The sequence below is a fragment of the Streptomyces sp. NPDC019531 genome (assembly GCF_044903305.1).
In the GTDB taxonomy this organism is placed as follows: domain Bacteria; phylum Actinomycetota; class Actinomycetes; order Streptomycetales; family Streptomycetaceae; genus Streptomyces.
Genome location: NZ_JBJDQL010000059.1, coordinates 19,004 through 45,047 on the forward strand (window position 1 = coordinate 19,004; position 26,044 = coordinate 45,047).

Below are 26,044 nucleotides of genomic sequence, written 5' to 3' on the forward strand. Positions count from 1 at the left end.
GATACCTCACCCCCGAACTATGTAGCCCCACCACATGTGCCCTTGACCTGGGCGTTCCTACCGTGTGCGAACACGTACCCGTCCCCATCGCACACGAGGAAGTGGCGCACATGGCCTCCGCAGCATCCGCTCCCCCGACGCCGAGCAACCTCAGGCGCATCGTCGCCGCCAGCCTCATCGGCACCACCATCGAGTGGTACGACTTCTTCCTGTACGGCTCCGCGGCCGCCCTGGTCTTCAACAAGCTGTTCTTCCCCGACTCCGACCCGGTCGTCGGCACCCTGTTGTCGTTCCTGACGTACGCCGTCGGATTCGCCGCCCGGCCGCTCGGTGCCCTGGTCTTCGGGCATTACGGCGACCGACTCGGACGCAAGAAGCTGTTGGTGCTGAGCCTGCTGCTGATGGGCGGGGCGACGTTCGCGATCGGGCTGCTGCCCACGCACGCGACCGTCGGCAGCGCCGCTCCCGTGCTGCTGACCGTGCTGCGCCTCGTCCAGGGCTTCGCGCTCGGCGGTGAGTGGGGCGGCGCCGTACTGCTGGTGTCCGAGCATGGGGACGCGCGACGGCGCGGGTTCTGGGCCTCATGGCCGCAGACCGGCGCACCGGCCGGGCAGCTCCTCGCGACGGGTGTGCTGTCGCTGCTGACCGCAGTTCTGTCGGACGCCGCGTTCGGCAGTTGGGGCTGGCGGATTCCCTTCCTGCTCTCCGGTGTCCTGGTGGTGGTCGGTCTGTGGATCCGGCTGTCCGTCGACGAATCACCCGTGTTCAAGCAGGCGTTGGCACAGGCGGAGGCCCGCAAGACGGCCCGGAACGGGGACGCCGAGAAGCTGCCCGTCGTCTCCGTGCTGCGGCACCACTGGCGCGACGTGCTGGTCGCGATGGGCGCACGCATGGCGGAGAACATCAGCTACTACGTCATCACCGCGTTCATCCTCGTCTACGCCACCACGTCGGCCGGTGTCTCCAAGCAGACCGCCCTCAACTCGGTGCTGATCGCGTCGGCCGTGCACTTCGCGGTGATCCCGGCGTGGGGCGCGCTGTCGGACCGGGTGGGCCGCCGCCCCGTGTACCTGCTCGGCGCGGTCGGCGTGGGTCTGTGGATGTTCCCGTTCTTCTCGCTCATCGACACCGGCGGCTTCGGGAACCTGCTCCTCGCGGTGACCGTGGGGCTCGTCCTGCACGGCGCCATGTACGCGCCCCAGGCGGCCTTCTTCTCGGAGATGTTCGCGACCCGGATGCGGTACTCCGGTGCCTCCATCGGCGCCCAGTTCGCCTCCGTCGCGGCCGGCGCCCCCGCCCCGCTCATCGCCACCGCGCTCCTCGCCGACTACGACAGCTCCACCCCGATCGCCCTCTACGTCATCGCCGCGGCCGTCCTGACGGTCCTCGCCGTCGGTGTCGCCGAGGAGACCCGGCACCGGGATCTGGCCGACGTCGAGCCGGTCGCCGAAGCGCAGCCGACAGCCGAGTCCCCGGCTGCGGACGCCCGGACCGTCTGAACCTCCGACGTGGCACCGGCCCCGTACGCCCGTGCGTGCGGGGTCAGTGCCGCGTCGGCGCCGACAACCGGTGCAGCCGCAGCGCGAGTTGGATCTCCAGGGCGCGGCCGGGGCTCTGCCAGTCCGCGCCGAGCAGCCGGCCCACACGCTCCAGACGCTGGGCGACGGTGTTCACATGGACGTGCAGGTCGTCCTTGGTGCGAGCCGGGCTCATGCCGCACGCGAAATAGGCGTCGAGGGTGCGCAGGAGGTCGGTGCCGCGCCGGTCGTCGTAGGAGACGACCTGGCCGATGGTCCGGTCGACGAACCCCGCGATGTCCCGGTCACAGGCCAGGAGCAGCCCGAGGAACCCGAAGTCCTCCGCCGCCGCGCCGTCCCCCGAGCGGCCGAGCAGGCGGAGCGCGTCGAGACAGCGGCGGCCCTCCTCGTAAGCGGCGGCCACGGCGTCCGGGTGGACGGCGAGGTCGCGGACCGGAGCCGAGGCGCCGACGGTCACCGCCTCGTGGACGGCCGTGCCGAGCTGTCCTGCGGTGCGGCGGGCCAGTTCGGTGGCGGTGTCCCCCGCGGTGAGGGGCAGCAGCAGGACGGTGCCGCCGTCACGGGTGGCGGCCAGGCCGTGCCGGGTGGCCGCGAGGTGAAAGGCCGCGGACCACAGGCGTCTGCGGGCGGCCGCCTCCTGTTCGGCGTCGGCCGCGGGACCGCTCAGACGGGCGGCCAGCACGACGTGGGTTGCGTCGAGGTCGGCGTCCAGCCGGGAGGCCCGTTCGCGGAGCAGCCGTGGATCGCGGTCGCGGGCGTCGAGCAGGTCGTCCAACAGCTCACCGCGCACCCGTTGTTCGGCCTCGGCAGCGGAGCGTCTGGCCAGCAGGAGCAGCGAGGTGACCATCGCGGCCCGCTCCAGTGTGCGCTGGTCGACCGGGTCGAGTCCGGGACGGCCGCGCAGCACGAGCGCGCCGAGGAGTTCGCCGCCGGCGGCGACTGCGGCGATCCAGTCGTCCTTGTGCCGTACGGCGTGGCCTTCGGCCCGGGAGGCCTCCAGTGCCCCGGCCGGTGCCGTCTCGGCGAACTCGACCGCGCCGTCGAGGATCTCGGCGACGGCCGCCGCCACATCGTGCACCCCACCGCCGCGCAGGACGAGTTCGGCGAGCCGGTCGTGGACGTCGGAGGCGCGCTCTATGACACCGCTGTGATCCCGGATGATCTCGTTGGCCCGCTCCAGTTCGGTGAGGGCCGAGCGGGTCTCGGTGAGCAGGTTCGCGGTGTCGATGGCGGCCGCTGCCAGCGCGGCGAAGGAGCCGAGCAGGGCGATCTGCTCCCGTTCGAAGACCCGGGCCCGCCGGTCCGCCGCGAACAGGACCCCGATGACGTGATGCCCCAGGGTCAACGGCACGCCGAGGATCGCGACCAGGCCCTCGTCGCGTACCCCCGCGTCGATGGTGCGGGTGTGCTGGAAGCGGTCGTCCTTGAAGTAGTCGTCGGTGACATACGGGCGCGCGGTCTGGGCGACCAGTCCCCCGAGCCCCTCGCCCATCCCGAGCCGCAGCTGCTGGAAGCGGGCGGCGACCGAGCCCTCGGTGACCCGCATGTAGGTGTCGCCCCGCGCCGGGTCGTTGAGGCTGAGGTACGCCACGTCGGTGCCGAGCAGTGAGCGGGCGCGCTGCACGATGGCCCGCAGCACGGCGTCCAGGTCCCTGAGCCCGGCCAGGTCGTGGGCGGTCTCGAAGAGAGCGGACAGCTCGGCCTCCCGGCGGCGGCGCCCCTCCAGTTCGGAACGCACGCGGAGGGCGACCGTCCTGGCCTCTTCGAGCGCGGCGATCCGCTCGGCCGGCTCTCCCTCGGCTCGGGCGACGAGCACCGGCTGTTCGTAGGCGTCGGCGGACGCGCCCCTGGCCAGCAGTTCGAGGAAGGGTGCCTCGGCACTGCCGACGGGGCGCTGGGCGGACCGCACGTGATCGCTGGACATGCCCACAGGATTGCTCATCGCACGATCACCCCGTCAGGCCTGTGGAAAACTCCGGTCCGGGCGCTGAGCGGCCGGGCGGCGTTCAGTGTGCGGTCCAGCCGCCGTCGAGGACGAGGGACGTGCCGGTCACGAACGAAGCCTGCGGGCTGCACAGGTACGCCACGGCCTCGGCGACCTCCTCGGGCTCGATGAGCCGCTTGAGCGCGCTGTCCTGCAGCAGCACCTCCGAGACCACGCGCTCCTCGGGGATGCCGTGGGCCCGCGCCTGGTCGGTGATCTGCCGCTCGACCAGTGGGGTGCGCACATAGGCGGGGTTCACACAGTTCGAGGTCACCCCGTGGGAGGCGCCTTCGAGGGCGGCCGTCTTGGACAGCCCCTCCAAACCGTGTTTGGCGGCCACATAGGCCGCCTTGTAGGCCGAGGCGCGCAGTCCGTGGACCGAGGACACGTTGACGATCCGCCCCCACCCCTGTCCGTACATGTGCGGCAGGGCGCCGCGAATCAACCGGAACGGTGCCTCCAGCATCACGGTGAGCACCGTGTGGAACACCTCGGGCGGGAACTCCTCGATGGGGCGCACCAGTTGGATGCCTGCGTTGTTGACCAGGACATCGGTTCCCGCGGCGGCGTGCTCGGCGGCGTCCAGGTCGGTGAGGTCGAGGACGTGCGGCTCGACGGTGCCCGCGAGGCCTGCCGACGATTCGGCGAGCGCGTCCAGACCGGCGGTGTCCCGGTCGACCGCTCTCACTTTGGCCCCGGCGGCTGCCAGCCGCAGCGCGCAGGCGCGGCCGATGCCTCCGGCGGCGCCGGTGACGAGGGCGGTGCGACCGCCGAGGTCGAGCAGGGGGGCTTGGGGGCCCGGGAGGGCGCTGCTGCCGGTCATGTACCGACCCTAGGCAGCGCCCGACCCTCACCACATATGGTCACACCCCATACTTCACTCGGAACTCGTGGGGTCGAACCATGTGGGTGCGTTCATCAACGCCTGCTTGATCCGCAGCAGCCCGAACTCGTTGAGCTCCGGCAGGGCGTCCACCGCGAACCACCCCACCTCCAGGGACTCGTCGTCGTTCACCCGCGCCTCACCGCCGACGGCCCGGCAGCGGAACGAGATGTCCATGTACTGGCAGATGTCGCCGTTGTCGTACGTCACCGGCCTGAGCGCCTGGACCACGACGACCCGCTCGACGACGCAGTGCACGCCCGTTTCCTCCTCGACCTCGCGCACAGCACAGGCCGCGGGCTGCTCCCCCGGTTCCGGGATACCGCCGAGCATCGACCACTTGCCCGTGTCCGAGCGGCGGTTGAGCAGCACTCGGTCCTCGTCGTCGAAGACGATGGCGCTGACGCCGGGGAGCCAGAGGAGGTCGTGACCGATGGAACGCCGCAGGGTGCGGATGAAGTCAGGAGTAGCCATGCCCCGACCCTAACGGCCGCTCTGATGGCTCAAGCGATCTTCCAGGACCGTACGACCGACGTACGCCTACGCGCCCTCGGCGCGACGCCTGCGCACTCCCGCGCCGATCGCCCAGCCGAGCCCGCCGGCCGCGACCAGCACCAGGGCCATCTCGGGCAGGATCCCGAGCCGCGTGGCCGGGGTCTCCGTCGAACGCAGCGGCACCTTCTGCACCAGCGAGTCGGCCACGAACATGCCGGTCTTCTGGGTGATCTTCCCGTCCGGCATGATGATCGCGCTGACACCGCTGGTCACCGGCACGGTGACGGTCCGGCTGTGCTCGACGGCACGCACCCGGGACATGGCGAGCTGCTGGTAGGTCATCTCGCTGCGGTCGAAGGTCGCGTTGTTGCTCGGCACCGAGATCAGCTGTGCGCCGTCGGTGACCTCGGAGCGCACGGCCCAGTCGAAGGCGGCCTCGTAGCAGGTGACGAGGCCGACCTTGGCGTTGGCCATCTGGAACACGCCCGGCTCGGTGCCCCGGCTGAAGTCCTGGCGGACCATGGAGGTCCAGTTCTCGTTGAGCGCGCCGATGAGCGAGCGCAGCGGCAGGTACTCGCCGAACGGCTGGATCTGCCGCTTGTCGTAGGTGTCGGTGGGGCCCTTCACCGGGTCCCACAGGATCTGCTCGTTGTAGAGCTTGCCGTCCCGCTCGACGACACCGCCGACCGAGATCGGCGCGTCGATCGCCTTGGCCGCCTGGTCGATGACCGCGGCGGCGTCCGCGTTCGCGAAGGGGTCGATGTCGGAGGAGTTCTCGGGCCACAGCACGATGTCGGGCTTTTCGACCTTGCCGGCCTTCACCTCGGCGGCCAGCCACTCGGTCTCGCGCGCGTGGTAGTCCAGCACGGCCCGCCGCTGGGCGTTGAACTCGAGCCCGGCGCGGGGCACGTTGCCCTGGATGGCCGCGACGGTCACGGTGCCGTCCTCGGCCCTGTCGGTGACCAGCGTCCGGGCGGCGAGCGCCCCGACCACCGGCACGGTCACGCTCAGCAGGGCCACGGCCGCGGCCGGACGCCGTACGGCACCAGTCCCCCGTCGCTCCACGACGAGGCGAACGATCTCGTACAGGCCGAAGCCGCACAGGACGACGGCGAAGCCCAGCACGGGCGTGCCGCCCACCGCGGCGAGCGGCAGGAAGACGCCGTCCGCCTGTCCGAACGCGATCTTGCCCCAGGGGAAGCCGTTGAACGGCGCACGCGCGCGTGCCGCCTCTCCGGCGATCCACACGGCGGCCGCCCACACCGGCGAGCCCGGCAGCTTCGACACGGCGGCGACACCCACGCCGACCAGCGCGATGAAGATCGCCTCGATCGCCACGAGGGCGATCCAGGGCACGGGGCCGACCTCTACTCCGGTCCACACCAGGAGCGGCAGCAGGTAGCCCAGGCCGAAGAGATAGCCGAGACCGAATGCCGCCTTCCAGCCGCGGCCGCGCAGCACCCAGCCGAAGACAGCGAAGGCCGGCAGGGCCAGCCACCACAGGGTGCGCGGCGGGAAACTGACGTAGAGCAGCACTCCGGAGAGCGCCGCTGCGGCGGCCGGGACGAGACGGCGGAGCCGGGCGGCCCAGCGGGAGGCGGGCGCGGACTGCGCTCCCATCTGGTCCGACTCGTCCACGGAAGTTGCGGTGACGGTCACTCCGGGAGTGTACGGCGGTTGACCTTGGCGTCGACAGCGCGGTCCACGTGGTGGCCGTGTCCCGGGGCCGGGCATGTGAGCCGTGTCATGGCCGGGCAACCCGCCGCAACTCGTCCACAAATCGACCATCAGCCGTTACGGTGTGCCGGAGCCCCTTTCGTACTGGCCGGTGGCAATCCGGGCGGCGGGGGCCACAGGTCGGGGGACCGGGGTTCGGGGGCGAGGTGGGTTCCACGGGGATGACGTCTGTGGCCGGTCCGGATGAGGACGGCGACAGACGAAACGTTTCCGACGCGGTGGGTGTACTGGTGCTCGGCGCCTGTGCCACCTGGTCGCTGATCACCGCGGCCGCGCACGACGGCCGCCCGGAGGGGGTCCTCCTCGCCTTGCTGGCCGTCGCGGCGGGGTATGCCGCGGGACGGATCTCGGGGGCGTTGCTGCCGGTCGCCGCCCCCTGCGCCGCCGCACTGACCTGGCTGGGCCTGGCGGTGGGGCTCCCGCATCTCGCGCCGGGCCCCGAGCTCGTCGCACCGCTCGGTCAAGCGGGCGCCACGGCCGCCCTGCTGACGCTCGCCACCGGCGCCGCGTGCTGTGCCGCCTGGTCCACCCGGTCGTCCGCACTGCGGCTCCTCCTGCGGATGGCGGCCGTCGGCATCGCGGTGGCCGCCGCCACCCTGGGCTCGGTCTCCGGGCTTGTGAGCTGCACCGCGGTGCTGTTGTGCTCGCTCGCCGCGGGCCGGATGCACCACCGCGGCCCGGGCATCGCCGGCCTCGCCCTCGCCGCGACCGCGGTGACCGGCCTGATCTGGGCCGTGGCCGGGAACGCCGTACCGGAAGGTCTCGCCGCGTCCCTGCGCGGTCAGCTCACCGCGCACCGCATCGAGCTGTGGCACGACGCCCTGCGCCTGGCCCGTGAGGACACCGCCCTCGGCGTGGGGCCGGGCCGTTTCGGGGAGCTCAGCACGACGGCCGCACAGTCACTGCTGCCCGACGGCAAACCGCATTCGGCGCCGCTTCAGCTCGCCGCCGAGCAGGGGCTGGTCGGAGTGGTCCTGCTGGCTGCGGCTTTCGGCTGGCTGCTGTACGCCCTGTGGCGCTCACCGCGCCCCACACCGGTCGTCCTCACCGCGGGCGCGGCCCTGACGGCACTGGCGGCCATCGCCGCGGTCGGCAACGCGCTGAGCTTCACGATGGTGTCGGTGGGCGCGGGACTCCTGGCCGGCCTGGCGACGGCACACCCGCTCGCCGACGAGCGGTCCCCGAGGTGACCGAACGGCTCGATCTCAGGGTCGCGGCCCCGTGGTCCTTGACCGCAGCCGGTCCCGGATGATCCGTACGGCGGACTCCGCGTCGTCCACGGTGACCGTGAACGTATGGCCGTCCCACAGCTGCAGGACCACACCCTCACCACGGCGTACGACCACGGCGGTGCCCTTTTCCGGGCGCCAGCGGTAGCCCCAGCCGCCCCAATGGCGCGGGGTGACGTGCGGGACGAACTCGGCTCCGGCGACATGGGCCAGCGGGATCCGGCGGCGCGGCACGCCGATGTGGCCGCAGCGAACCTCCAGGGAGTCCATGTCGACCCTGAGAGCGACATGGACGAAGGCGAGCGTGAGGAAGAGGACCAGCAGTCCGGCGGCGATGCAGCCGACCACGGACATCACGAGCGGTGCCACACCGGAGGTCCACGCCGAGTCGACCGCGAGCTCGACGCCGAGCGCCACGATCGCGGCACCGCCGAGCGCCAGCAGCCACTGGATCCGGTTGGAGGCGCGACCGGTCCAGACGTCGGTGTGGTGCGAGATGTGCTTGCCGTGGGGGTGGTCCCTCATGCCTACGAGGTTACTCAGGTTTCGCCGTGGGGGTACCTCGTTGCGGAGGGTGACTGCGCCAGGGGGGTGTGTCGTCAGCGAGGGAGGTCAGCGGGCGGGCGTCGCCGTCCGCAGGAGCCGTCCTTCGCCGTAGGCCAGGGCGGGCGCGGGCAGCGCGGTGCCCTCGCGGCCGCTCAGCAGCACGGTGAGGGTGCCGGTGGCCGGCGCCTCGGGTGCGGGCTGCTCGCCGATCCGGCGCAGGGCCTGGGCGGCGACCGCTCCGGCGGAGCCGTGCAGGACGAGCGGCGGGCGGCCGGGGCGCTGCACGGCGGCTCGGATGCGCTCGGCGACCAGTTCGTAGTGGGTGCAGCCGAGGACGACGGTCGTCACGTCCTCGGGGGTCAGGGCGGCGGCCGCGGCGACGGCGGCGTCGATCGCGGACTCGTCGGCGTGCTCCACCGCCTCGGCGAGGCCGTGGCAGGGCACCTCGGTGGCCGGGACGCCGTCGGCGAAGTCCTCGATGAGACCGCGCTGGTAGGGGCTGCCGGTGGTGGCGGGAGTCGCCCAGATGGCGAAGGGGCCGCCGCCGGCCGCGGCCGGCTTGATCGCGGGGACGGTGCCGATGACCGGCAGATCCGGTTCGAGGCGGGCGCGCAGGGCGGTCAGGGCGTGCACGGTGGCGGTGTTGCAGCCGATGATCAGGGCCTCGGGACCATGGGCGGCGGCGGCCTCGGCGAGGCCCAGAGCGCGCCCGACGATGTCGTCCGGCGTCCGGGGACCCCAGGGCATGCCGTCGGGGTCGAGGGAGAGCACGAGATCGGCGTCGGGGCGCAGTCGCCGTACCGCGGCGGTGGCCGCGAGCAGACCGATTCCGGAGTCCAAGAGCGCGATCTTCACCCGGCCACGATAGACGATGAGCTCTTGCGAGCCGGGCCCGTGGGGCAGACTGCGCGCGTGAGCGCCATCGCGTGGACCGCCGCCGTATCCCTCGCCGCCTGGCTGTGGCTGCTGCTCTGCCAGGGCTTCTTCTGGCGCACGGATGTGAGACTCCCACCGGAGCGGGATCCCGAGGCCTGGCCGTCCGTGGCTGTCGTGGTTCCGGCCCGCGACGAGGCGGAGGTGCTGCCCACGAGCCTTCCCTCGCTGCTCGCGCAGGAGTATCCGGGGCGGGCGGAGGTCTTCCTCATCGACGACGGCAGTTCGGACGGCACCGGAGAGCTTGGACGCGAACTGGCGCGCCTGCACGGCGGGCTGCCGCTGACCGTGTCCCCGCCAGGCGAGCCGCCTGCGGGGTGGACGGGAAAACTATGGGCCGTGCGCCACGGCATCGGCCTGGCACACGCGCGTGATCCCGAGTACCTGCTGCTCACGGACGCCGATATCGCCCACGAGCCGGACAGCCTGCGGCGGCTGGTCGCCGCCGCGCGCGCCGGGGGCTTCGACGTGGTCTCGCAGATGGCCAGGCTGCGGGTGGAGAGCCTGTGGGAGCGGCTCGTGGTCCCGGCGTTCGTCTATTTCTTCGCGCAGCTCTATCCGTTCCGCCGGATCGGCAACAAGAGGGCGCGGACGGCGGCCGCGGCGGGCGGCTGTGTCCTGCTGCGCGCCGAGACCGCCGAGCGGGCACGCATCCCGGACGCCATCCGGCAGGCCGTCATCGACGACGTGGCACTCGCGCGGGCCGTCAAGGGCGCGGGCGGCCACATCTGGCTGGGCCTCGCCGAGCGGGTGGCCAGTGTGCGCCCCTATCCCCGGCTGCACGACCTGTGGCGGATGGTCTCGCGCAGCGCGTACGCCCAGCTCCGCCACAACCCCCTGGTGCTGTTCGCCACGGTGGCCGGGCTCGCCCTGGTCTATCTGGTACCGCCCGTCGCCGTCGTCGCGGGTCTGGCGACGGGCGGTACGGCGACCGTGGTGCTCGGTGGGCTCGCGTGGCTGGTCATGGCCGGGACGTACTTCCCGATGCTCCGCTATTACCGACAGCCGCTGTGGCTCGCTCCCCTGCTGCCGTTCACCGCCTTCCTCTACCTCCTCATGACGGTCGACTCGGCGGTGCAGCACTACAGAGGGCGCGGCGCGGCCTGGAAGGGCCGCACCTACGCGCGCCCGGACGCGGTCGTCAGCGAGGAGAGGTAGGGCCTCACTTGCGGCCCGGGGTCCAGTTCATGCCCCAGCCGTAGGCGTAGTCCACCGTCCGCTGCGGGCTCACCCCGCGGTCGGGCACCAGATAGCGGGCCTCTCGCTGGACGACCAGGTCGTCGCCGGTGTTGGTGATCAGGGCCAGCGCGCACACGGTGGAGGGCACCGTGCACTCGTCGAGGGAGAAGTCGATGGGGGCGCCGTACTGCGGCTGGAGGGTGACCGTGGCGTGCAGGTCGGCGAAGGAACGCGCGCCCTCGTAGATCGTCACGAACACCAGGACGCGCCGGAGGTCCCGCTTGTGGTCGAGGTTCACGGTGAGGTTCTCGCCGCTCGCGAGCGCACCGGTGCGGTCGTCGCCGTCGAGGTGGATGTACGGCGGCTGGTGCAGGGCTCCATAGGCGTTGCCCAGCGCCTGTACGACCCCCTTGCGGCCGTCGGAGAGCTCGTACAGGGCGCACAGGTCGAGGTCGAGGTCCGCGTGCATGGCCACCGCGCGGCCACGCTTGCTCCCCCATCCCGAGAACTGTTTGCGCACCTGCCAGTTGAGGTTCACACGCATCGTGCCCGAGGTGCCGCCCTGTTTGGTGAGGGAGACGGAGGGCGCGGACTTGGTGAGCGTCACCTTGGTCAGACGGACCGGTGGCGCGGTGACCGGGGCAGCTGCGGCGGGCGCGGCCTGCTGGGGCTCGTCCACGGTGATACCGAAGTCTGTTGCCAGACCTTCCAGTCCGCTGTCGTATCCCTGACCGACGGCACGAAACTTCCAGGCTCCCTGGCGACGGTAGAACTCACCGAGCACGAAAGCGGTTTCGACGGTGGCACCCGCGCTGTCGAACCGCGCGGCCACGGTGCCCTGCGCGGCGTCCCGGACCTCGATGTAGAGCTCCGGGATCCTGGCGAAGCTCCCGCCGTCCGCCGAAGCGGCGAGTACGACGGTCTCGACCGACGGCTCCACGCGCGCGAGGTCGACGAGCAGTGTGTCGGTCACCCGGCCGCCGTCGGTCCGTTTGCCTTCGTGACGGACCGCTCCGGAGGAGTGCGCGGGCTGGTTGTAGAAGACGAAGTCGGCGTCGGAACGGACTTTTCCGCCGACGAGCAGCAGGGCCGAGGCATCCGCGTCGGGGACGCCCGGTCCGGAACGCCAGCCCAATTCGACGCGCAGTGCCGTGGTGGGCACCGGTGCGTTCGACCCTTTCGGCATTGACATGTCCGCCCCCATCACGTGTCGGCAGGCCAGGACGCGCCCGGCGGTCCTTCGTGTTCTACCCGCTCAACCTATTCCCCCGGGACAGCGAACTCCCATCCCGTGCACAGAGATCGCCGGCCAACTGTCGGTAACCCGCCGGGAACTCGGTCTTTACACGACCCGGACCTGGGTTGGCGTCCTTTTTTGCCGAGTTCGCTCGCATTGGGGATCCCACGTCACTGCCGGCACGGAAAACAACCCTCTTATCGGTCTCCCCAACCAGCACATCGTGGGCTTAACTTATGTGCCATGACCTCCCCCCGCTCCACTTATGGCGGCGGCTACTACTCCGCCTCCTTCCCGGACACTCCGATCTACGACTCACTCGTGGCCGAGCGGGGCACCCCGCAGATCGCCCCGATCCGGGTCCCTGCCGCGTACGACGCCCCGGCCAGCCATCTGCCCGCGCTGCCGTCCGCGCTGCCCGCTCTTCCCGCGGGCCCCTCCCAGCCCTCCTACGGCTATCCGCAGGCCCAGCAGCCTTCACCGCTGCAACAGGCACCCGCGGCGTACATCCCGCAGCAGGCCAGCGGGCCGCGCGGTTATCCCGGGCCGCAGCAGCAGCCGCGTCAGGCAGCTCCCGGAATGGGCACGGGCTACGAGGCGATGCGCCCCGCGGCTCCCCGGCCCGCTCCGGCGGCTCCTTACCAGGACCCGTACAACAACCAGCAGTACCGCGGGTACTGATTCCCTTCCCGGGCTGTCGGCGCCACCTGGCACGATGGCCCCATGGGGAATGCGCAGCTGCTGTCGATCCACGTCCATCCGGTCAAGGCGTTCCGGGGTCTGGCAACCCTGGAGGCCGACGTGGAGCCCTGGGGGCTGGTAGGAGACCGGCGCTGGGCGCTGGTCGACGACGGGGGAAAGGTCGTCACACAACGACAGCAGCCGCGCCTCGCGCTGGCCGCCGCCGAGCTGATGCCCGGCGGCGTTCTGCTGTCCGCACCCGGCATGACCCCCTTGGCCGTGCCCGTCCCGGAGCCGGCCGAGACCGTCACGCTGGAACTCTTCGGGGAGAAGGTCCAGGGGGTACCCGCCGCTGACGCGGCCGCGCACGACTGGTGCAGCGACTACCTCGGCGTTCGGACCCGCCTCGTCCACATGGACGACCCGGCCACCCGCCGCCCGGTCGACCCCGAGTACGCACTGCCGGGCGAGACCGTCACCTTCGCCGACGGTTTTCCGCTCCTGCTCGCCTCCACGGCCTCCCTCGACGCCCTCAACTCCCTGATCTCCGAGGGCCGGTACGCGGCTGACGGTCCCCTGCCCATGAACCGTTTCCGGCCGAACGTGGTCATCAGCGGCACCGACGCCTGGGCCGAGGACGACTGGTCACGGATCGCGATCGGTGACGTCACCTTCCGGGTGGCCAAGATGTGCGGGCGGTGCGTGGTGACCACGACCGACCAGGCCAGCGCCGTCCGTGGCAGGGAGCCTCTGCACACCCTGGGCCGACATCGCCGCTTCGGCAGCAAACTGGTCTTCGGACAGAACCTGGTGCCCCAGTCCCGCGGCACGATCAGGGTCGGTGATCCGGTCAGGATTCTCGGCTAGGCGGTCGGTCGGCAGGGCGGCCGTGGACAGAATTCCGTCAAAGATCCACCCCGGTCCGGCCGAGAGGAACCCGGCCCGGGGGCCCGCGCGTTGGGGCTTTCATGAGGAGTTCATGAGAGGACCCGGCCGCAGGTGATTTCGCTCTCTCTTCGGCCGGTCCCGCGCGTGAACGACTCCGCCGAGGGTTATCACGGAGCGGGAAGGGGGTGCGGGCGGTGCGAGCGATCAGCGGACTCTGGCGATGGCGGCGCAATCCGCTGCGCCGCGGGACCGACCTGGCCGAGGCCTGGATGGGCCTGGTGGCCCTGCTGTTGATCCTGGTCGTCGGACCGGTGATCGGCTCCGTCATCGGCGGCGTGGCACAGGACGCCCTGCAGCGGTCCGTCCAGGAGCAGCGCGAGTCCCGCCAACTCGTGACGGCGACGGTCATCCGAAAGCTGGACCGCTCCCTCCTGGACACCGACCCCGAGACCTCCACGGGACGGGATCTGCGCAGCCGGGTGCTCGCCGACTGGACCGCGCCGGACGGCACCACCCACGAGGGCAAGGTGATGGCCGATCTCCAGACCCCGCACCGCGGCGACCACTTCAGCATGTGGACGGACCTCCACGGGCGGACAGCGGCCCGGCCGCTGGACTCCGCCACCGCCACCACCCATGCCGTCCTCGCGGGCATAGGCGCGGCCCTGCTGGTCGCGGGCGTGATCGAGGGCAGCAGGCGGTTCGCCGTGTGGCGCATGGTCCGTCGCCGGTACGCCCGTTGGGACCAGGCCTGGGATCGCGCGGGCCCGGACTGGGGCCGGACCGGCACCGGCAGTTGACGGCCTTACGGCTCTGGTCAACCCACCACCCGCGCGCACGCTACGGTGGACCGGCCGAAGTTAATCGGCAGCACAAACCCGCGTACTACGAGGTGGGGGCACAGCAACGCCATGGCACAGGGCACGGTCCAGGTGACGCACACCGGTACATCGCGGTGGCGGCGCCGCACAGGTGAGTACGCGTCGCTTGCCGCCGCCCTGGAGGCCGCGGCCGACGGCGATGTCCTCACCATCGCGCCCGGCACCTACCGGGAGAACCTCGTCGTGCAGCGCGCGGTGACCCTGCGCGGCCCGGAGGGTTCGCCCGGCTCCGTGCGCATCGCGCCGCTGGACGGGGTGCCGTTGACCGTGTGTGCCTCGGCGGTGGTCCAGGACCTGCACGTGGAGGGCCAGGACGCGGCCGCACCCGCCCTTCTCGTCGAGGAGGGCACACCGGAGCTCGCCGACATAAGGGTCATCACCCGCTCCGCCGCCGGGATCGAGGTGCGAGGCGGTGCTCGGCCGACCGTGCGGCGCTGCACCGTGGACAACCCGGCCGGCATCGGCATCGCCGTACTGGACGGCGCGGGTGGGGTGTTCGAGGAGTGCGAGATCGTGGCAGCCGGCCAGTCCGGTGTCTCGGTGCGTGGCGGTGCCCATCCCCGTCTGGAGCGCTGCCGGATCCACCACACCTCGGGCGCGGGGCTGGCGGCGACCGGCGAGAACTCCGCACTGGAGGCCGTGGGTTGTGAGATCTACGAGGTGCGCGGCAGCGGGGTCCAGATCACCGGCCGGGCCACGGCGCACCTCACCGACTGCGATGTGCACCGCACCACCGCCGACGGCGTCACGCTCGACACCGACGCGGTGCTGACGCTGGCCGACTGCCGTATCCACGACATCCCGGAGAACGCGGTCGACCTGCGCTCCCGCTCGGTCCTGACCCTGACCCGCACGACGGTGCGCCAGTTCGGGCGCAACGGCCTGTCGGTGTGGGATCCGGGCACGCGCGTGGACGCCAACCAGTGCGAGATCTTCGACAGCACCGGCGACTACCCGGCCGTCTGGGTCAGTGACGGCGCCACCGCCGTACTGGACTCCTGCCGGGTCCACGACGTACCGGACGCCCTGTTCGTCCTGGACCGCGGCTCCCGCGCGGACGTCGTAGACAGCGACATCTCCCAGGTGCGCAACACGGCTGTGTCGGTGAGCGACGGCGCCACCGCGCAGCTCGACGACTGCCGGATCCGGGATGCGGCGACCGGTGCCTGGTTCCGCGACCACGGCAGCGGCGGCACTCTCAACGGCTGCACCGTGGACGGCACCCAGACCGGCGTGATCGTCACCAAGGGCGCCGACCCGACGATCGAGCGCTGTACCGTCGACTCCCCGGCGGAGGCCGGCTTCTATGTGTCGGCGGGCGGCCGCGGCAGCTTCCTGAACTGCCGGGTGACGGGCAGCGGCGGCTACGGCTTCCATGTCATAGACGGCAGCCGTTCGACGCTTCGGAAGTGCCGCACGGAGCGGTGCGCGCGCGGGGGCTACGAGTTCGCGGACGCCCCGGACGCGGCGGCCGGAGCGGGCCCCGTCGTCGAGGACTGCACGAGCGACGAGAGTGGCGGCCTCACACCGGCCGCAGCTCGTGAGCCGGCCGTACAGACCGAATCCCACTCGCCCGGGCTGCTGGGCGCGATCCCCGGGCAGCGGATCACCGAGCAGGAACCGCTGGTCGCGCCTGCCGAGCCGGAGAAGCCGTCGCGCACCTCCAAGGCCGTCCTCGGCGAGCTCGACGCGCTGGTGGGCCTCGACAGCGTCAAGCGCGAGGTGCGGGCGCTCACCGACATGATCGAGGTGGGCCGGCGCCGCCAGCAGGCGGGTCTGAAGGCGGCGTCCGTCAAGCGTCACCTGGTCTTCACGGGCTCCCCGGGCACCGGCAAGACGACGGTCGCGCGGCTCTACGGCGAGATCCTCGCCTCCCTCGGCGTTCTGGAGAAGGGCCATCTCGTCGAGGTGTCCCGAGTCGACCTGGTCGGCGAGCACATCGGCTCCACGGCGATCCGCACCCAGGAGGCCTTCGACAGGGCGCGCGGCGGGGTGCTGTTCATCGACGAGGCGTACGCGCTGTCGCCGGAGGACTCGGGCCGGGACTTCGGCAAGGAGGCCATCGACACGCTGGTGAAGCTGATGGAGGACCATCGGGACGCGGTCGTGGTGATCGTCGCGGGCTACACCGCCGAGATGGAGCGGTTCCTGTCGGTCAACCCGGGTGTGGCCTCCCGTTTCTCACGGACCATCACCTTCAGCGACTACAACCCCGAGGAACTGCTCAGCATTGTGGAGCAGCAGGCCGAGGAGCACGAGTACCGGCTGGCGCCGGGCGCCCCCGATGCCCTGCGGAAGTACTTCGCGGTGATGCCGAAGGGGCCCGCGTTCGGCAATGGTCGTACCGCGCGCCAGACCTTCGAGGCGATGGTGGAGAAGCACGCGAGCCGGGTCGCCCAGGTGGACGACCCGACGACGGACGATCTGACACTGCTCTACGCCGAGGACCTGCCCGGGTCGTCCTGAGACCGCGGGCCCGGCAGGTCAGGGCGCAGTCGGCCCAGGAGTCTCGCCCGCTCTTCTGCGAACACCGGGTCGGCCTGGTAGTCGGAGTGGCCGAGGATCTGCGCGGGCAGCGGGTGCAGGTCGGTGCGGCCGTAGGCCAGCGGGTCCTTCAGGGGTTCACGGTCCACCTCGGGACCGCAGTCGCCGGGCAGCCGGACCGGGCCCCCGATGGGGTCGGTGAGCCGGTGGAGGTTGCGCCAGCAGTCCACGTCGTGGTGCAGGGCGGTGAGGGCGGCCGGGCCGAAGTGGGCCGGGAACCAGCGGCCGTAGAGACGCTCCAGCGGCGAACCGTAGGTCAGCAGGGCGACCCGTTTGCGGACCGACGACTCCAGCTGCCAGGCCGCGGCGGCCGCGAGCACGCTGCCCTGGGAGTGTCCGGAGATGACCAGGCGGCCGCGCGTGGCCCGGGTCCAGGTCGCCATCCGCCAGGTCAGGTCCGGTACGGCGCGCTCGGCGTAGCAGGGCGGGGCGAAGGGGTGGGCGGCGCGCGGCCAGAAGGTGCCGACGTCCCAGAGGATGCCGATGGTGCGGCGGGCGGAGGGGTCCTTGTAGGCGCGCCTGCCCCAGGTGACGAACAGGATGAAGCCGAGGCCGATCAGCCAGGACCCGAGTGCCTGCGCGGTCTCCGCGGCGCTCTCGACGAAGGCGTACGACCCCTCGGCGGCCTTGCCCGGTGTCTTGTGGGAGGTCAGGGCGCCGACGAGGGCTCCGGCGCCGAGGAGCAGGGTGCTGGCCGAGGTCACGCCGATCAGACGGGGTCCTCGGTCCGTCAGTGCGGCCATCGCGCGGGTCCTGGCGATGCGCCGGGTGCGGGTCGCTTCCTTGGGCTCTTCGGGGTACTCGCTCTCCACCATGGCCAGTTGGGCCTGGCTCGCCCTCCAGGTGCGTCGGCCGAGCCAGGCGAAGTGGCCCAGCAGGACGACGAGGACCAGCGGGATCACTGAGGCCTGCCAGGTCAGCAGGACCGGCGGTCCGGGGATGGTCGCGCCGGTGCCGTCCAGCCAGTCGGCCACGCGTTGCGACACGCCGCCGGACATCACGCCGCCCAGGGCGCAGGCCAGCATCGCCACGGCGGGTCCGCCGAGGCCGCGCATCGCGGCGCGCGGGTCGGGATGCGTGCGGTAGAGCACATGGGCGACCACGGCGAGGGCGATGACCAGCAGCCCCTGCACGAAGGCGATGCCGCCGAAGGTGGCGTCCCCCGACAGCCGCCCGTGCGACTCCCACCCCGGCCGTGCCCACCCGGCGTACACCGCGGCGAGGGTGAGCAGGCCGAGCGCGGCGAGCGGCAGACGTCGTACGAGATGCTCGTCGAGCTCCCGGTCGAGTCGCTTCTCGGTGCGGCCGCGGCGGCACACCACCCAGACGACGGCCGCTCCGGCGATGACGAGGCTCGCCTCCAGGAGCCGGCCGAGTGTGTCGAGCAGTGCGGGACCGCCCGGCTCGCGGTCGAAGCGCGCCGCCGTCGAGCTGACCGCCGCGGCGATCGTCAACAGTCCCGCGGCGGTGTGCGCGGCGCGCAGACGGGCGACCAGGCGGCGGCCGTACCAGAAGCCAGGTCGGCCGAGTGCGGTGCGGCCGTTGTCCTTCTCGGGCTCGCCCTCGCGGGACATGGGCTGCTGGGACTCGTAGGCGCTCCAGGTGCGATGGGACAGGTACCAGAGCAGACCGGTGAGCGCGGCCGGGACGAGAGCGGCGACGGCGAGGCGGCGCCCCGGCCTGCTCCACCAGCCGGCGTCCGAGACGTCGGGCGACAGGAAGCCCAGCCAGGAGTGCGACTCGGCGCACGCGCGTGTGCCCGCGCACTGCCAGGCCGCGAGGTCCAGGGCGACCTCGCAGGCGGCGGCAACCAGCAGAACCGTCAAGGTCAGACCGGCGAGCCGCACCAGGAGGCCGTACAGCCGCACCGTCCGTTTGCGGCCACGCGCGGTGGGGCGCATCCAGTGGGCGAGGTTGACCACCATGAAGGGCAGCAGGAGCAGCCACAGGGCGCGGGTGCCGTTGCCGGAGGTGAGGTTGCACCAGACGTAGGCCTCGGGCACCGGTCCGGTGCGGCCGTCGTGCGCTCCGCTCTTCCTGGTCTCCGCGTCGACGTCGTCGGCGCGTCGGAAGACGGCCGCGATGTCGTCACCGGTGATCCGCACCGTGCGCGGATCGTCGAGCATCTTCTCCGGCGTGGTGCCGCCCACTCCGTGGACCAGGAGTTCCAGGGCGGTGCCGGATTCTTCGGGCCAGGCGGCCGAGCCGTCCGCGCCCATGGTCGTGACACGTTCCACTGTTCGCACTTCCCCCGTGACGCGCCGTCGGCATCTGTCCGTGCGGGCACAAGGATCTCCGCTCGGCGCGTTTCGCACACCTCTCGTCACGGAATCTCCCCGATCCGAGTGACGACGGGAGCCAGGGTGTCGGACCGGTGGCGTGAGCGCGACGGCCGGTCGGTGGCGCCACCCGAGGGGGCCCGTGCGAGTATGGGACGTCCGCGCACCTGGGACGGGCAAAATGTCCTTGTGGGAGAGGGTGCGCAGGGCGTGTCGGACGGCTTTGAGGCGAAAGGACCGGAGCGTACGTGAGTGAGAATCAGAACCTCCTCGCGGAGCAGCGGCGCGCCCTGATCCTGGACGAGGTCCGGCGCCGAGGCGGGGTACGGGTCAACGAGCTGACCCGCAAGCTCGGCGTGTCGGACATGACCGTACGGCGTGATCTCGACGCGCTGGCCCGTCAGGGTGTGCTGGAGAAGGTGCACGGCGGCGCGGTCCCCGTGGTCGAGGCGAGCACGCACGAGCCTGGGTTCGAGGCGAAGTCGGGCCTGGAGCTGACCGCCAAGGAGGACATCGCGCGGTCCGCGGCCGAGTTGGTCGCGCCGGGTACGGCTATCGCGCTGTCGGGCGGTACGACGACGTACGCGCTGGCGCACCATCTGCTCGACGTACCCGATCTGACCGTCGTCACCAACTCGGTGCGGGTGGCCGACGTGTTCCACGCGGCGCAGCGCACCACGGGCCCCCGTCAGGGCGCCGCGACCGTCGTGCTGACCGGCGGTGTGCGCACCCCGTCCGACTCGCTGGTGGGGCCGGTGGCCGACCAGGCGATCGGGGCGCTCCACTTCGACGTGCTCTTCCTCGGCGTGCACGGGATATCGGTCGAGGCCGGTCTGTCGACGCCGAACCTCGCGGAGGCCGAGACCAACCGGCGTCTCGTGCAGTCGGCGCGGCGGGTCGTGGTGGTCGCCGACCACACCAAGTGGGGCACGGTGGGCCTGAGTTCGTTCGCCTCGCTGGAGCAGGTCGACACGCTGGTGACGGACGCGGGGCTGCCGGCCGCGGCGCGCGGGGAGATCTCCGAGCATCTGCGGCGGCTGGTGGTGGCCGGTGAGATCGGCGAGCCCGTTGAGGGTACAGACAGCTGACAGAGCGTCAGCTAGGGTGACACCTCCTGATCCGGACCAGGGGGGTGTCATGGCTCACCAACTGCGTGCGGTGGGGCTCGACTTCATCGGGATCGCGCCCGTACGGCTGGTGTTCACGCAGGAGATGTCCGCCCCGCCGGAGGCGGTCTTCCATGCGCTGGCCGAGGACGTGCCGGGCTGGGAGGAATGGTTCTCGGCGGTGACACTGGCCCGGTCGACCGGGGACGGCTCGACCCGGGAGATCCACCTCAAGGGTGGCGGACGCTTCCAGGAGACGATCCTCGCGGCCGAGAAGCCCGAGGTCTACGCCTACCGCGTCGATGTGGCCAACGCTCCCGGCGCCCGCGCCATCGCCGAGGAGTGGCGGCTCACCCCCACCGGGACGGGCACCCGGGTGCGGTGGACGTTCGCCGCGGACGGCACGGCGGCGTTCCGCGTCGTCGCGAAGCTCGGGCGCGCTGGCCTGGGACGGGCCTTCCGGGACGCGGTCAGGACGCTGGACGGGCGGCTGGCGGAGCGGCACTCCTAGCCGGGCCGACGGGGCGAGCCCCTGGAGCGGTCCAGGTTTGCCCGCCTGCGACGCGGGAGCGATGCCCATGGAGCTGGTTCCCGCCACCCGCGGCACGCTGACCGGCGGACCCGTGTCGCCGCATCACGCCGCCGTCGACGGCCACGGTCTGCCCGTCCGGCCCCACGCGGACCGGTTCTGGGTCGGCGGTTCTGAGTCCGTGTGCCGCGCCAGCGGATCATCCTGTCCGAGCGGGAGCGGGAGGTCGTGATCGTGCCGGGCGAGAGGGCGGTGGTGGGCATCCGCTTCATGGCGGTGACGGACCGCAAGGTCGTCAAGCAGCATCTGCACCTCGATCCGACGTCCGGCGCGAAGAGCCGGGAGACCGACTAGATCCTCGCCCACGGCATTCTCAGGCGGACGTCGGACAGAGCTCGGACGGAGCGGGGACAGATCGCGGACCGCGCCGCCGGATCCGGAGGGGACCGAGTTCGGCCTGGCCCGCCCGAACAGGACCCTCATCGACCAGGCCAACACCCGTCGTGGTCGTGACCGACTTGACCGAGGCGTACATGCTGGTCAGCGCCCCAGAAGGGGTTCCGGGAGCCGTCTCGTACACACCGGTCACAGCCGTGTGGCCCGCGCGGGTGTGGGCTCGGCCGTACGCCCAGGGGCTGATCGCCCCGGATCGACCTATCCGGGCCAGAGCCCGGTGTCCAGCAGTGAGGCGATCGACGTCGTGTACGGCTCGATGTCCAGGCCCTGCTCGGCAAGCCAGGCGTCCGAGTAGTACTTGTCGAGGTAGCGGTCACCGGGATCGCAGAGGAGCGTGACGACACTGCCCTGCCGTCCCTCGGCCACCATCTCGGCGACGATCTTCAGCGCGCTCCACAGGCCGGTGCCGGTGGAGCCGCCCGCCTTGCGGCCGATGGCCTGTTCAAGGGCCCGTACGGCGGCGACGCTGGCCGCGTCCGGGACCTTCATCATGCGGTCGACCGCACCGGGCACGAAGCTCGGTTCCATGCGCGGCCGGCCGATGCCCTCGATGCGCGAGCCGCAGTCGCAGGTGACGTCCGGATCGCCGGTGGTCCAGCCCTCGAAGAAACAGGAGTTCTCCGGGTCGGCCACACAGATGCGGGTGTCGTGCTGCATGTAGTGGACGTACCGGGCGATGGTCGCCGAGGTGCCCCCGGTGCCGGCCGTGGCGACGATCCACGCGGGCTCCGGGAAACGCTCCAACTCCAGCTGGCGGAAGATGGATTCGGCGATGTTGTTGTTGCCGCGCCAGTCCGTGGCCCGTTCCGCGTAGGTGAACTGGTCCATGTAGTGGCCGCCCGTCTCCACCGCGAGGCGGGCGGACTCCTCGTACATCGTGCGCGAGTCGTCCACGAAGTGGCACCGCCCGCCGTGGAACTCGATGAGGCGGATCTTCTCGGCGCTCGTCGTGCGCGGCATGACCGCGATGAACGGCACGCCGATCAGCTTCGCGAAGTAGGCCTCGGACACCGCCGTTGAGCCGCTGGACGCCTCGATCACCGGGCGGCCCGGCCGGATCCAGCCATTGCAGAGGCCGTAGAGGAAGAGCGAGCGGGCGAGCCGGTGCTTGAGGCTGCCGGTCGGGTGGGTCGACTCGTCCTTGAGGTACAGGTCGATGCCCCACTTCTCCGGGAGCGGGAAGCGCAGGAGGTGGGTGTCGGCCGAGCGGTTGGCGTCGGCCTGGACCTTGCGGACGGCCTCTTTCAGCCAGCCGCGATAGGCGGCGTCGCTGTGGTCGACGTCGAGGGTGTCGCCGGTGCGGGTCTGCTGAGGGGTACTCACGACAGGGCTCCTTACGCTGCGCGCCGACGGCGGGTCGCGTGGCCGACGTCTCGATCATAGACACCTTCCGCACGCTTCTCACCTGCATAAACGCACCTTTGAGTGCCCCAAAGGCACCCCTGGGTCATGGTGGGACGCATCTGTGGGGGCGCATTCGGACGAGTGCTCCGGGCGGTTCCGATGGCCGTGTCATGCGTACTGGTGCTCGACGCCCATGGCGGGCAGACTGCACCGGACGGGACGACGTCCCGGACGGGGGCGCACACTGGATCACGACAGGAGCCGGCTCTCGGCCCAAGCGGGAGCACGGGCCGGCACACCGACGCGCACAAGGGGGCGGGGCGGCATGGAGGAGCCGGAGTTCACGGCTACGGGCGTGCGAATCGGCAAGAGGTTGCGCTCGCTCACCCGGGCCGGTCAGGTCCGGATCAGCGACGGCAGACTGGAACTGCTCACCAGTTACGGCAGCGAGATCGACAGTGCGCCGGTGCAGGCGGTGCGCGCCTCCAAGCCCTGGTTCGCGGCGGACGACCGGGCTCTCGCGGACCTCAACGGCAACCGGTATCTGCTGACCCTGGGCGATCACGACCCGGCGCCGGGCGAGCCTGGGCCGCCCGCGGCACGCCGGTTCATCGAGGCCGTACGCCGGGCTGCGGGCCGTAGCGGCTGAGTCGTCGCCCCGCGCGGGCGCCCCCGCCGGTCGCGAGTTGCGGTGCCGTACCTCCTGAGTCACGCTGATCTCGCATCACTCTCGGTTTACCGGCGATTACGCTGCGAACCAGCCCGCCGGGCACGACGGCAGGCAGCCGTTTTCACGCAGGCACCTGCTGGATCGATCCGAACTCCGTGTTCTTCCGGACCTCACGTCGGGGAGTCGCAGCAGTGATCAGTCACCCAAGCAGGCACTGCACGGTGGAGCTTCAAGCCCTGCCGTCGCGGATCGGCCAGGTCCGCAGAATCCTTTCAGCGCAGTTGCGCTACTGGCATATGGATCCCCTCATAGACCGGGCGGCCCTCGGTGTGACGGAGTTGTTGACCAACGTCCACCGGCATGCCCAGCCCGACAAGACGTGCACCGTGGAGATCGAGCTGCTGCTCGACCGGCTCATGGTCTCGGTGCACGACCACGATCCGCGTCTGCCGGTCGTGGCCGACATCGACGACACCGAGCCGCTCGCCACGTGCGGGCGCGGGCTCGCGATGGTCGCCGCGGTGAGCGAAAGCTGGGGCGTCCGGCCGGACGGCGAGTCGGGGAAGGTCGTGTGGTTCACGCTGCCGACGCCGGCCGCCGCGCGGGCCGCCGCCACACGTCCGCTCCGGCGGGCGGTCGCGGGGAAGCCCGCGCTCAGGTTCACCGAGGTTTCCGTGGACGGCCGCCGGCCCGAACACACTCCCGCCCGGTCCGCCGTTGCCGGCTGACCGGGCGGTGACTGCCTCTGGTCTGCTCTTTCGCCTGCGGCGCGCTGTGAGCCCCGGTCGAGACGGCGACCGCGCCCGGCCCTTCGGGCCTCCGCGCGCTCACCGTCTCGACACCGGCGCGCCCCTCAGGCTCTCGCGCAGCCGGTGGCGTGGGGCCGCCTGGACCTTGGCGGGCACTGGACCCTGGCGGGCATGTGCCCTCCTCACTCCGTGGCGATGGCCCGCAGTACGTCCAGGCGTGCCGCTCGCCGTGCCGGACGCAGGCCCGCCAGGGCTCCCGCCGCGAGGCCCACCAGGGCGACCACCGCGAGTTGAAGGGGTGGCATCGCGAAGGCGAAGGAGCTGTCGCTCGCCCCGTCCGAGACCTCGACCAGGACCCAGCCGAGGAAGGCACCCAGGGCGAGTCCGCCGACCGTGCCGAAGGCCGCGACCAGGACCGACTCCCAGCGGACCATGGCCCGCAGTTGGGACCGGGTCTGGCCCACGGCCCGCAGCAGGCCCAGTTCGCGCGTGCGCTCGTGGATCGCCAGGGTCAGGGTGTTGGCGATGCCGAGCAGGGCGATGAGGACCGCGAGGGCCAGCAGCGCGTAGACGAGCGTCAGCATCATGTCGATTCCGCCGGCCGAGGACTGGGCGTACTCGTCGCGGGTCTGCACGTCCGGATTGCCGTACCGCGCCGCCACCTTCTCCACCGCCGCCTTGCCCGCGCCCGTGTCCACGCCTTCCTTGAAGGAGACGGCGACCAGGGTGTCGGAGTCCTGTGTGCGGTGCGGGGCCCAGGCGGCCCGGGTGATGACGTACTCCCCCGCCAGCTCGGACCGGCCGTAGACCGCGCGGACCGTGAAGGTGTCCTTCTCGCCGTCGGTGAAGGTGAGTCGGGTCTTGTCCCCTGTCGTGAGGCCCTGCTTCTCCGCCTCCTGCTCGGTGATGGCGATGCCGTCGGTGCCGAGGTCGCTCAGGGAGCCGCGGACCTGGCCGAGGTCGAAGGTGCGCTCCAGTGCGAGCGGGTCGGTGACGGTCAACGCCCGTCCCTTGCCGTCGACTTCGGCGACACCGCGCCCGAGTCCGACGGCCGTGTCCACCTCGGGCAGTTCCTGGACCGCGTCGGCAAGCCGGGGGCTCAGGCCGCTGCCGCCCCCGCCGAACCCCGGGGTGCTGACGGCGACGTCGCCCGCGAAGGACCGGGACACGGTCTGGTCCATGGTCGCCTTGAGGGAGGCCCCGAACACCGTGAACAGCGAGACCACGGCCACGCCGATCATCAGCGCGCTCGCGGTGGCGGCCGTCCGCCTGGGGCTTCGCAGGGCGTTGCGCCGGGCGAGTCCGCCGGTGACTCCGCGCAGCCGGTCGAGGGGACCTCCGAGGACACGTACGGCCGTCGTGGAGGCGACCGGGCCGAGGACCACGAACGCGACCAGGGCCAGAACGGCGCCGGTTCCCGCCAGCCAGAGGGACGGTGACACCAGGACACCGGTGAGGGTGACGGCTACCGCGACTGCCGCGAGACCCCCGCCGGTGGCCGCCCGGACGCGTGAGGCACCCGACTGGTCGACGGCGGTCTCGCGCAGCGCGGCCAGCGGGGCGGTCCGGCCGGCGCGTACGGCGGGCAGCAGCGCGGAGCCCAGGCAGACCACGATGCCGACCGCGAGCGGCAGCACCATCGACAGCACACTTACCACCAAGTCGCCTTTGGGGAAGGGGAATCCGATGGCCGGGAACAGCGCCTGGAGTCCGGCCGCGATGCCGATGCCGCCCGCGAGCCCCGCGGCGGACGCGGTGACGGCCACCACGCTCGCCTCGGTCAGGGTCGACGCCGTGACCTGTCGTCGGGAGGCACCGAGCGCCCGCAACAGGGCGTTCTCTCGGGTGCGTTGGGCGACGACGATCGCGAAGGTGTTGTGGATGGAGAAGGTGGCGACCAGGAGCGCGACGCCGGAGAACACCAGCAGGAAAGTCGTGAAGATCGCCAGGAACTGACTGGAGATCATGTCGGTGTTCTCCTCGGTCGACTCCTGTCCGGTGATGGCCTCAACGCCCTTGGGCAGCAAGGGAGTCAGTCGGTCGATCAGTTCCCGCTGGCTCACACCGGGCCCCGCACGCACCTGGATGCTCGACGCCTCACCGGGGCCGGCCGTCAGGTACCTCTCGGCGTCGGCCCGGGTCATACCGGTGAAGGT

22 protein-coding genes are annotated in these 26,044 nt (G+C 71.6%); 12 read left to right on the forward strand and 10 right to left on the reverse strand.

Annotated elements, in window-relative coordinates; translation table 11 throughout:
* Positions 1–110: 110 nt before the first annotated feature.
* Entirely contained in the window at positions 111–1,499 is a 1,389-nt protein-coding gene (locus ACI2L1_RS40275) for an MFS transporter (RefSeq protein ID WP_404744425.1), read from the forward strand.
* Between the two features lie 43 nt (positions 1,500–1,542).
* Here ACI2L1_RS40275 and ACI2L1_RS40280 read toward each other — a convergent pair whose 3' ends face one another.
* The 4 genes from ACI2L1_RS40280 to lnt all read right to left on the reverse strand — a co-directional run bounded on the left by ACI2L1_RS40280 (position 1,543) and on the right by lnt (position 6,559).
* Positions 1,543–3,462, reverse strand: coding sequence for a helix-turn-helix domain-containing protein (locus ACI2L1_RS40280; protein WP_404744426.1), 1,920 nt, complete (start codon positions 3,460–3,462; stop codon positions 1,543–1,545).
* Positions 3,463–3,544: 82 nt separating this feature from the next.
* Complete coding sequence (locus ACI2L1_RS40285) at positions 3,545–4,345, reverse strand: 3-hydroxybutyrate dehydrogenase (protein ID WP_404744427.1); 801 nt, start codon at positions 4,343–4,345, stop codon at positions 3,545–3,547.
* A gap of 54 nt (positions 4,346–4,399) precedes the next feature.
* Positions 4,400–4,879: an NUDIX hydrolase gene (locus ACI2L1_RS40290; protein WP_404744428.1), complete on the reverse strand. Its 480-nt coding sequence runs from the start codon at positions 4,877–4,879 to the stop codon at positions 4,400–4,402.
* A 66-nt stretch (positions 4,880–4,945) separates the two neighbouring features.
* Positions 4,946–6,559, reverse strand: a complete 1,614-nt coding sequence (gene lnt, locus ACI2L1_RS40295) for an apolipoprotein N-acyltransferase (RefSeq protein WP_404744429.1) — start codon at positions 6,557–6,559, stop codon at positions 4,946–4,948.
* A 239-nt stretch (positions 6,560–6,798) separates the two neighbouring features.
* On the opposite strand from lnt, the gene ACI2L1_RS40300 reads away from it, so the two are divergent.
* A complete protein-coding gene (locus ACI2L1_RS40300; RefSeq protein ID WP_404744430.1) occupies positions 6,799–7,827 on the forward strand; it encodes an O-antigen ligase family protein in 1,029 nt (342 codons plus the stop codon).
* Positions 7,828–7,842: 15 nt separating this feature from the next.
* Here the strand turns inward: ACI2L1_RS40300 and ACI2L1_RS40305 are convergent, their stop codons facing one another.
* On the reverse strand, positions 7,843–8,391 hold the full coding sequence (locus ACI2L1_RS40305; protein ID WP_404744431.1) for a hypothetical protein: 549 nt from the start codon (positions 8,389–8,391) through the stop codon (positions 7,843–7,845).
* Between the two features lie 87 nt (positions 8,392–8,478).
* A complete protein-coding gene (locus ACI2L1_RS40310) occupies positions 8,479–9,267 on the reverse strand; it encodes a glutamate racemase (RefSeq protein ID WP_404744432.1) in 789 nt (262 codons plus the stop codon).
* Between the two features lie 39 nt (positions 9,268–9,306).
* On the opposite strand from ACI2L1_RS40310, the gene ACI2L1_RS40315 reads away from it, so the two are divergent.
* Entirely contained in the window at positions 9,307–10,503 is a 1,197-nt protein-coding gene (locus ACI2L1_RS40315; RefSeq protein ID WP_404744447.1) for a glycosyltransferase, read from the forward strand.
* A 4-nt stretch (positions 10,504–10,507) separates the two neighbouring features.
* Here the strand turns inward: ACI2L1_RS40315 and ACI2L1_RS40320 are convergent, their stop codons facing one another.
* Positions 10,508–11,710 (reverse strand): TerD family protein, encoded by a 1,203-nt coding sequence (locus ACI2L1_RS40320; protein ID WP_404744448.1) that lies wholly within the window; start codon positions 11,708–11,710, stop codon positions 10,508–10,510.
* 294 nt (positions 11,711–12,004) lie between these two features.
* On the opposite strand from ACI2L1_RS40320, the gene ACI2L1_RS40325 reads away from it, so the two are divergent.
* The 4 genes from ACI2L1_RS40325 (at position 12,005) to ACI2L1_RS40340 (ending at position 16,677) form a co-directional block, all read left to right on the forward strand.
* Positions 12,005–12,442 carry a DUF6643 family protein gene (locus ACI2L1_RS40325; protein ID WP_404744433.1) on the forward strand — a complete coding sequence of 146 codons (438 nt, stop codon included), beginning with the start codon at positions 12,005–12,007 and terminating at the stop codon, positions 12,440–12,442.
* 42 nt (positions 12,443–12,484) lie between these two features.
* Positions 12,485–13,309, forward strand: a complete 825-nt coding sequence (locus ACI2L1_RS40330) for an MOSC domain-containing protein (RefSeq protein ID WP_404744434.1) — start codon at positions 12,485–12,487, stop codon at positions 13,307–13,309.
* A gap of 215 nt (positions 13,310–13,524) precedes the next feature.
* Positions 13,525–14,130 (forward strand): hypothetical protein, encoded by a 606-nt coding sequence (locus tag ACI2L1_RS40335; RefSeq protein ID WP_404744435.1) that lies wholly within the window; start codon positions 13,525–13,527, stop codon positions 14,128–14,130.
* 111 nt (positions 14,131–14,241) lie between these two features.
* Positions 14,242–16,677 (forward strand): right-handed parallel beta-helix repeat-containing protein, encoded by a 2,436-nt coding sequence (locus ACI2L1_RS40340; protein ID WP_404744436.1) that lies wholly within the window; start codon positions 14,242–14,244, stop codon positions 16,675–16,677.
* On the opposite strand, the gene ACI2L1_RS40345 is transcribed toward ACI2L1_RS40340, so the two are convergent.
* A complete protein-coding gene (locus ACI2L1_RS40345) occupies positions 16,647–18,974 on the reverse strand; it encodes a hypothetical protein (RefSeq protein ID WP_404744449.1) in 2,328 nt (775 codons plus the stop codon). The two genes, ACI2L1_RS40340 and ACI2L1_RS40345, sit on opposite strands and share 31 nt — an antisense overlap.
* Before the next feature lie 308 nt (positions 18,975–19,282).
* On the opposite strand from ACI2L1_RS40345, the gene ACI2L1_RS40350 reads away from it, so the two are divergent.
* The 3 genes from ACI2L1_RS40350 to ACI2L1_RS40360 all read left to right on the forward strand — a co-directional run bounded on the left by ACI2L1_RS40350 (position 19,283) and on the right by ACI2L1_RS40360 (position 21,023).
* Complete coding sequence (locus ACI2L1_RS40350) at positions 19,283–20,122, forward strand: DeoR/GlpR family DNA-binding transcription regulator (protein WP_404744437.1); 840 nt, start codon at positions 19,283–19,285, stop codon at positions 20,120–20,122.
* 49 nt (positions 20,123–20,171) lie between these two features.
* On the forward strand, positions 20,172–20,651 hold the full coding sequence (locus ACI2L1_RS40355) for an SRPBCC family protein (protein ID WP_404744438.1): 480 nt from the start codon (positions 20,172–20,174) through the stop codon (positions 20,649–20,651).
* A gap of 201 nt (positions 20,652–20,852) precedes the next feature.
* Positions 20,853–21,023 (forward strand): hypothetical protein, encoded by a 171-nt coding sequence (locus ACI2L1_RS40360; RefSeq protein WP_404744439.1) that lies wholly within the window; start codon positions 20,853–20,855, stop codon positions 21,021–21,023.
* A 300-nt stretch (positions 21,024–21,323) separates the two neighbouring features.
* Here the strand turns inward: ACI2L1_RS40360 and ACI2L1_RS40365 are convergent, their stop codons facing one another.
* Entirely contained in the window at positions 21,324–22,448 is a 1,125-nt protein-coding gene (locus tag ACI2L1_RS40365; protein WP_404744440.1) for a PLP-dependent cysteine synthase family protein, read from the reverse strand.
* Positions 22,449–22,794: 346 nt separating this feature from the next.
* On the opposite strand from ACI2L1_RS40365, the gene ACI2L1_RS40370 reads away from it, so the two are divergent.
* Together ACI2L1_RS40370 and ACI2L1_RS40375 are read left to right on the forward strand one after the other, a co-directional pair.
* Positions 22,795–23,118, forward strand: coding sequence for a hypothetical protein (locus ACI2L1_RS40370; protein WP_404744441.1), 324 nt, complete (start codon positions 22,795–22,797; stop codon positions 23,116–23,118).
* Between the two features lie 212 nt (positions 23,119–23,330).
* A complete protein-coding gene (locus tag ACI2L1_RS40375) occupies positions 23,331–23,867 on the forward strand; it encodes an ATP-binding protein (protein WP_404744442.1) in 537 nt (178 codons plus the stop codon).
* Between the two features lie 203 nt (positions 23,868–24,070).
* On the opposite strand, the gene ACI2L1_RS40380 is transcribed toward ACI2L1_RS40375, so the two are convergent.
* The coding region (locus tag ACI2L1_RS40380; protein WP_404744443.1) for an ABC transporter permease at positions 24,071–26,044 on the reverse strand (1,974 nt) is incomplete at its 5' end.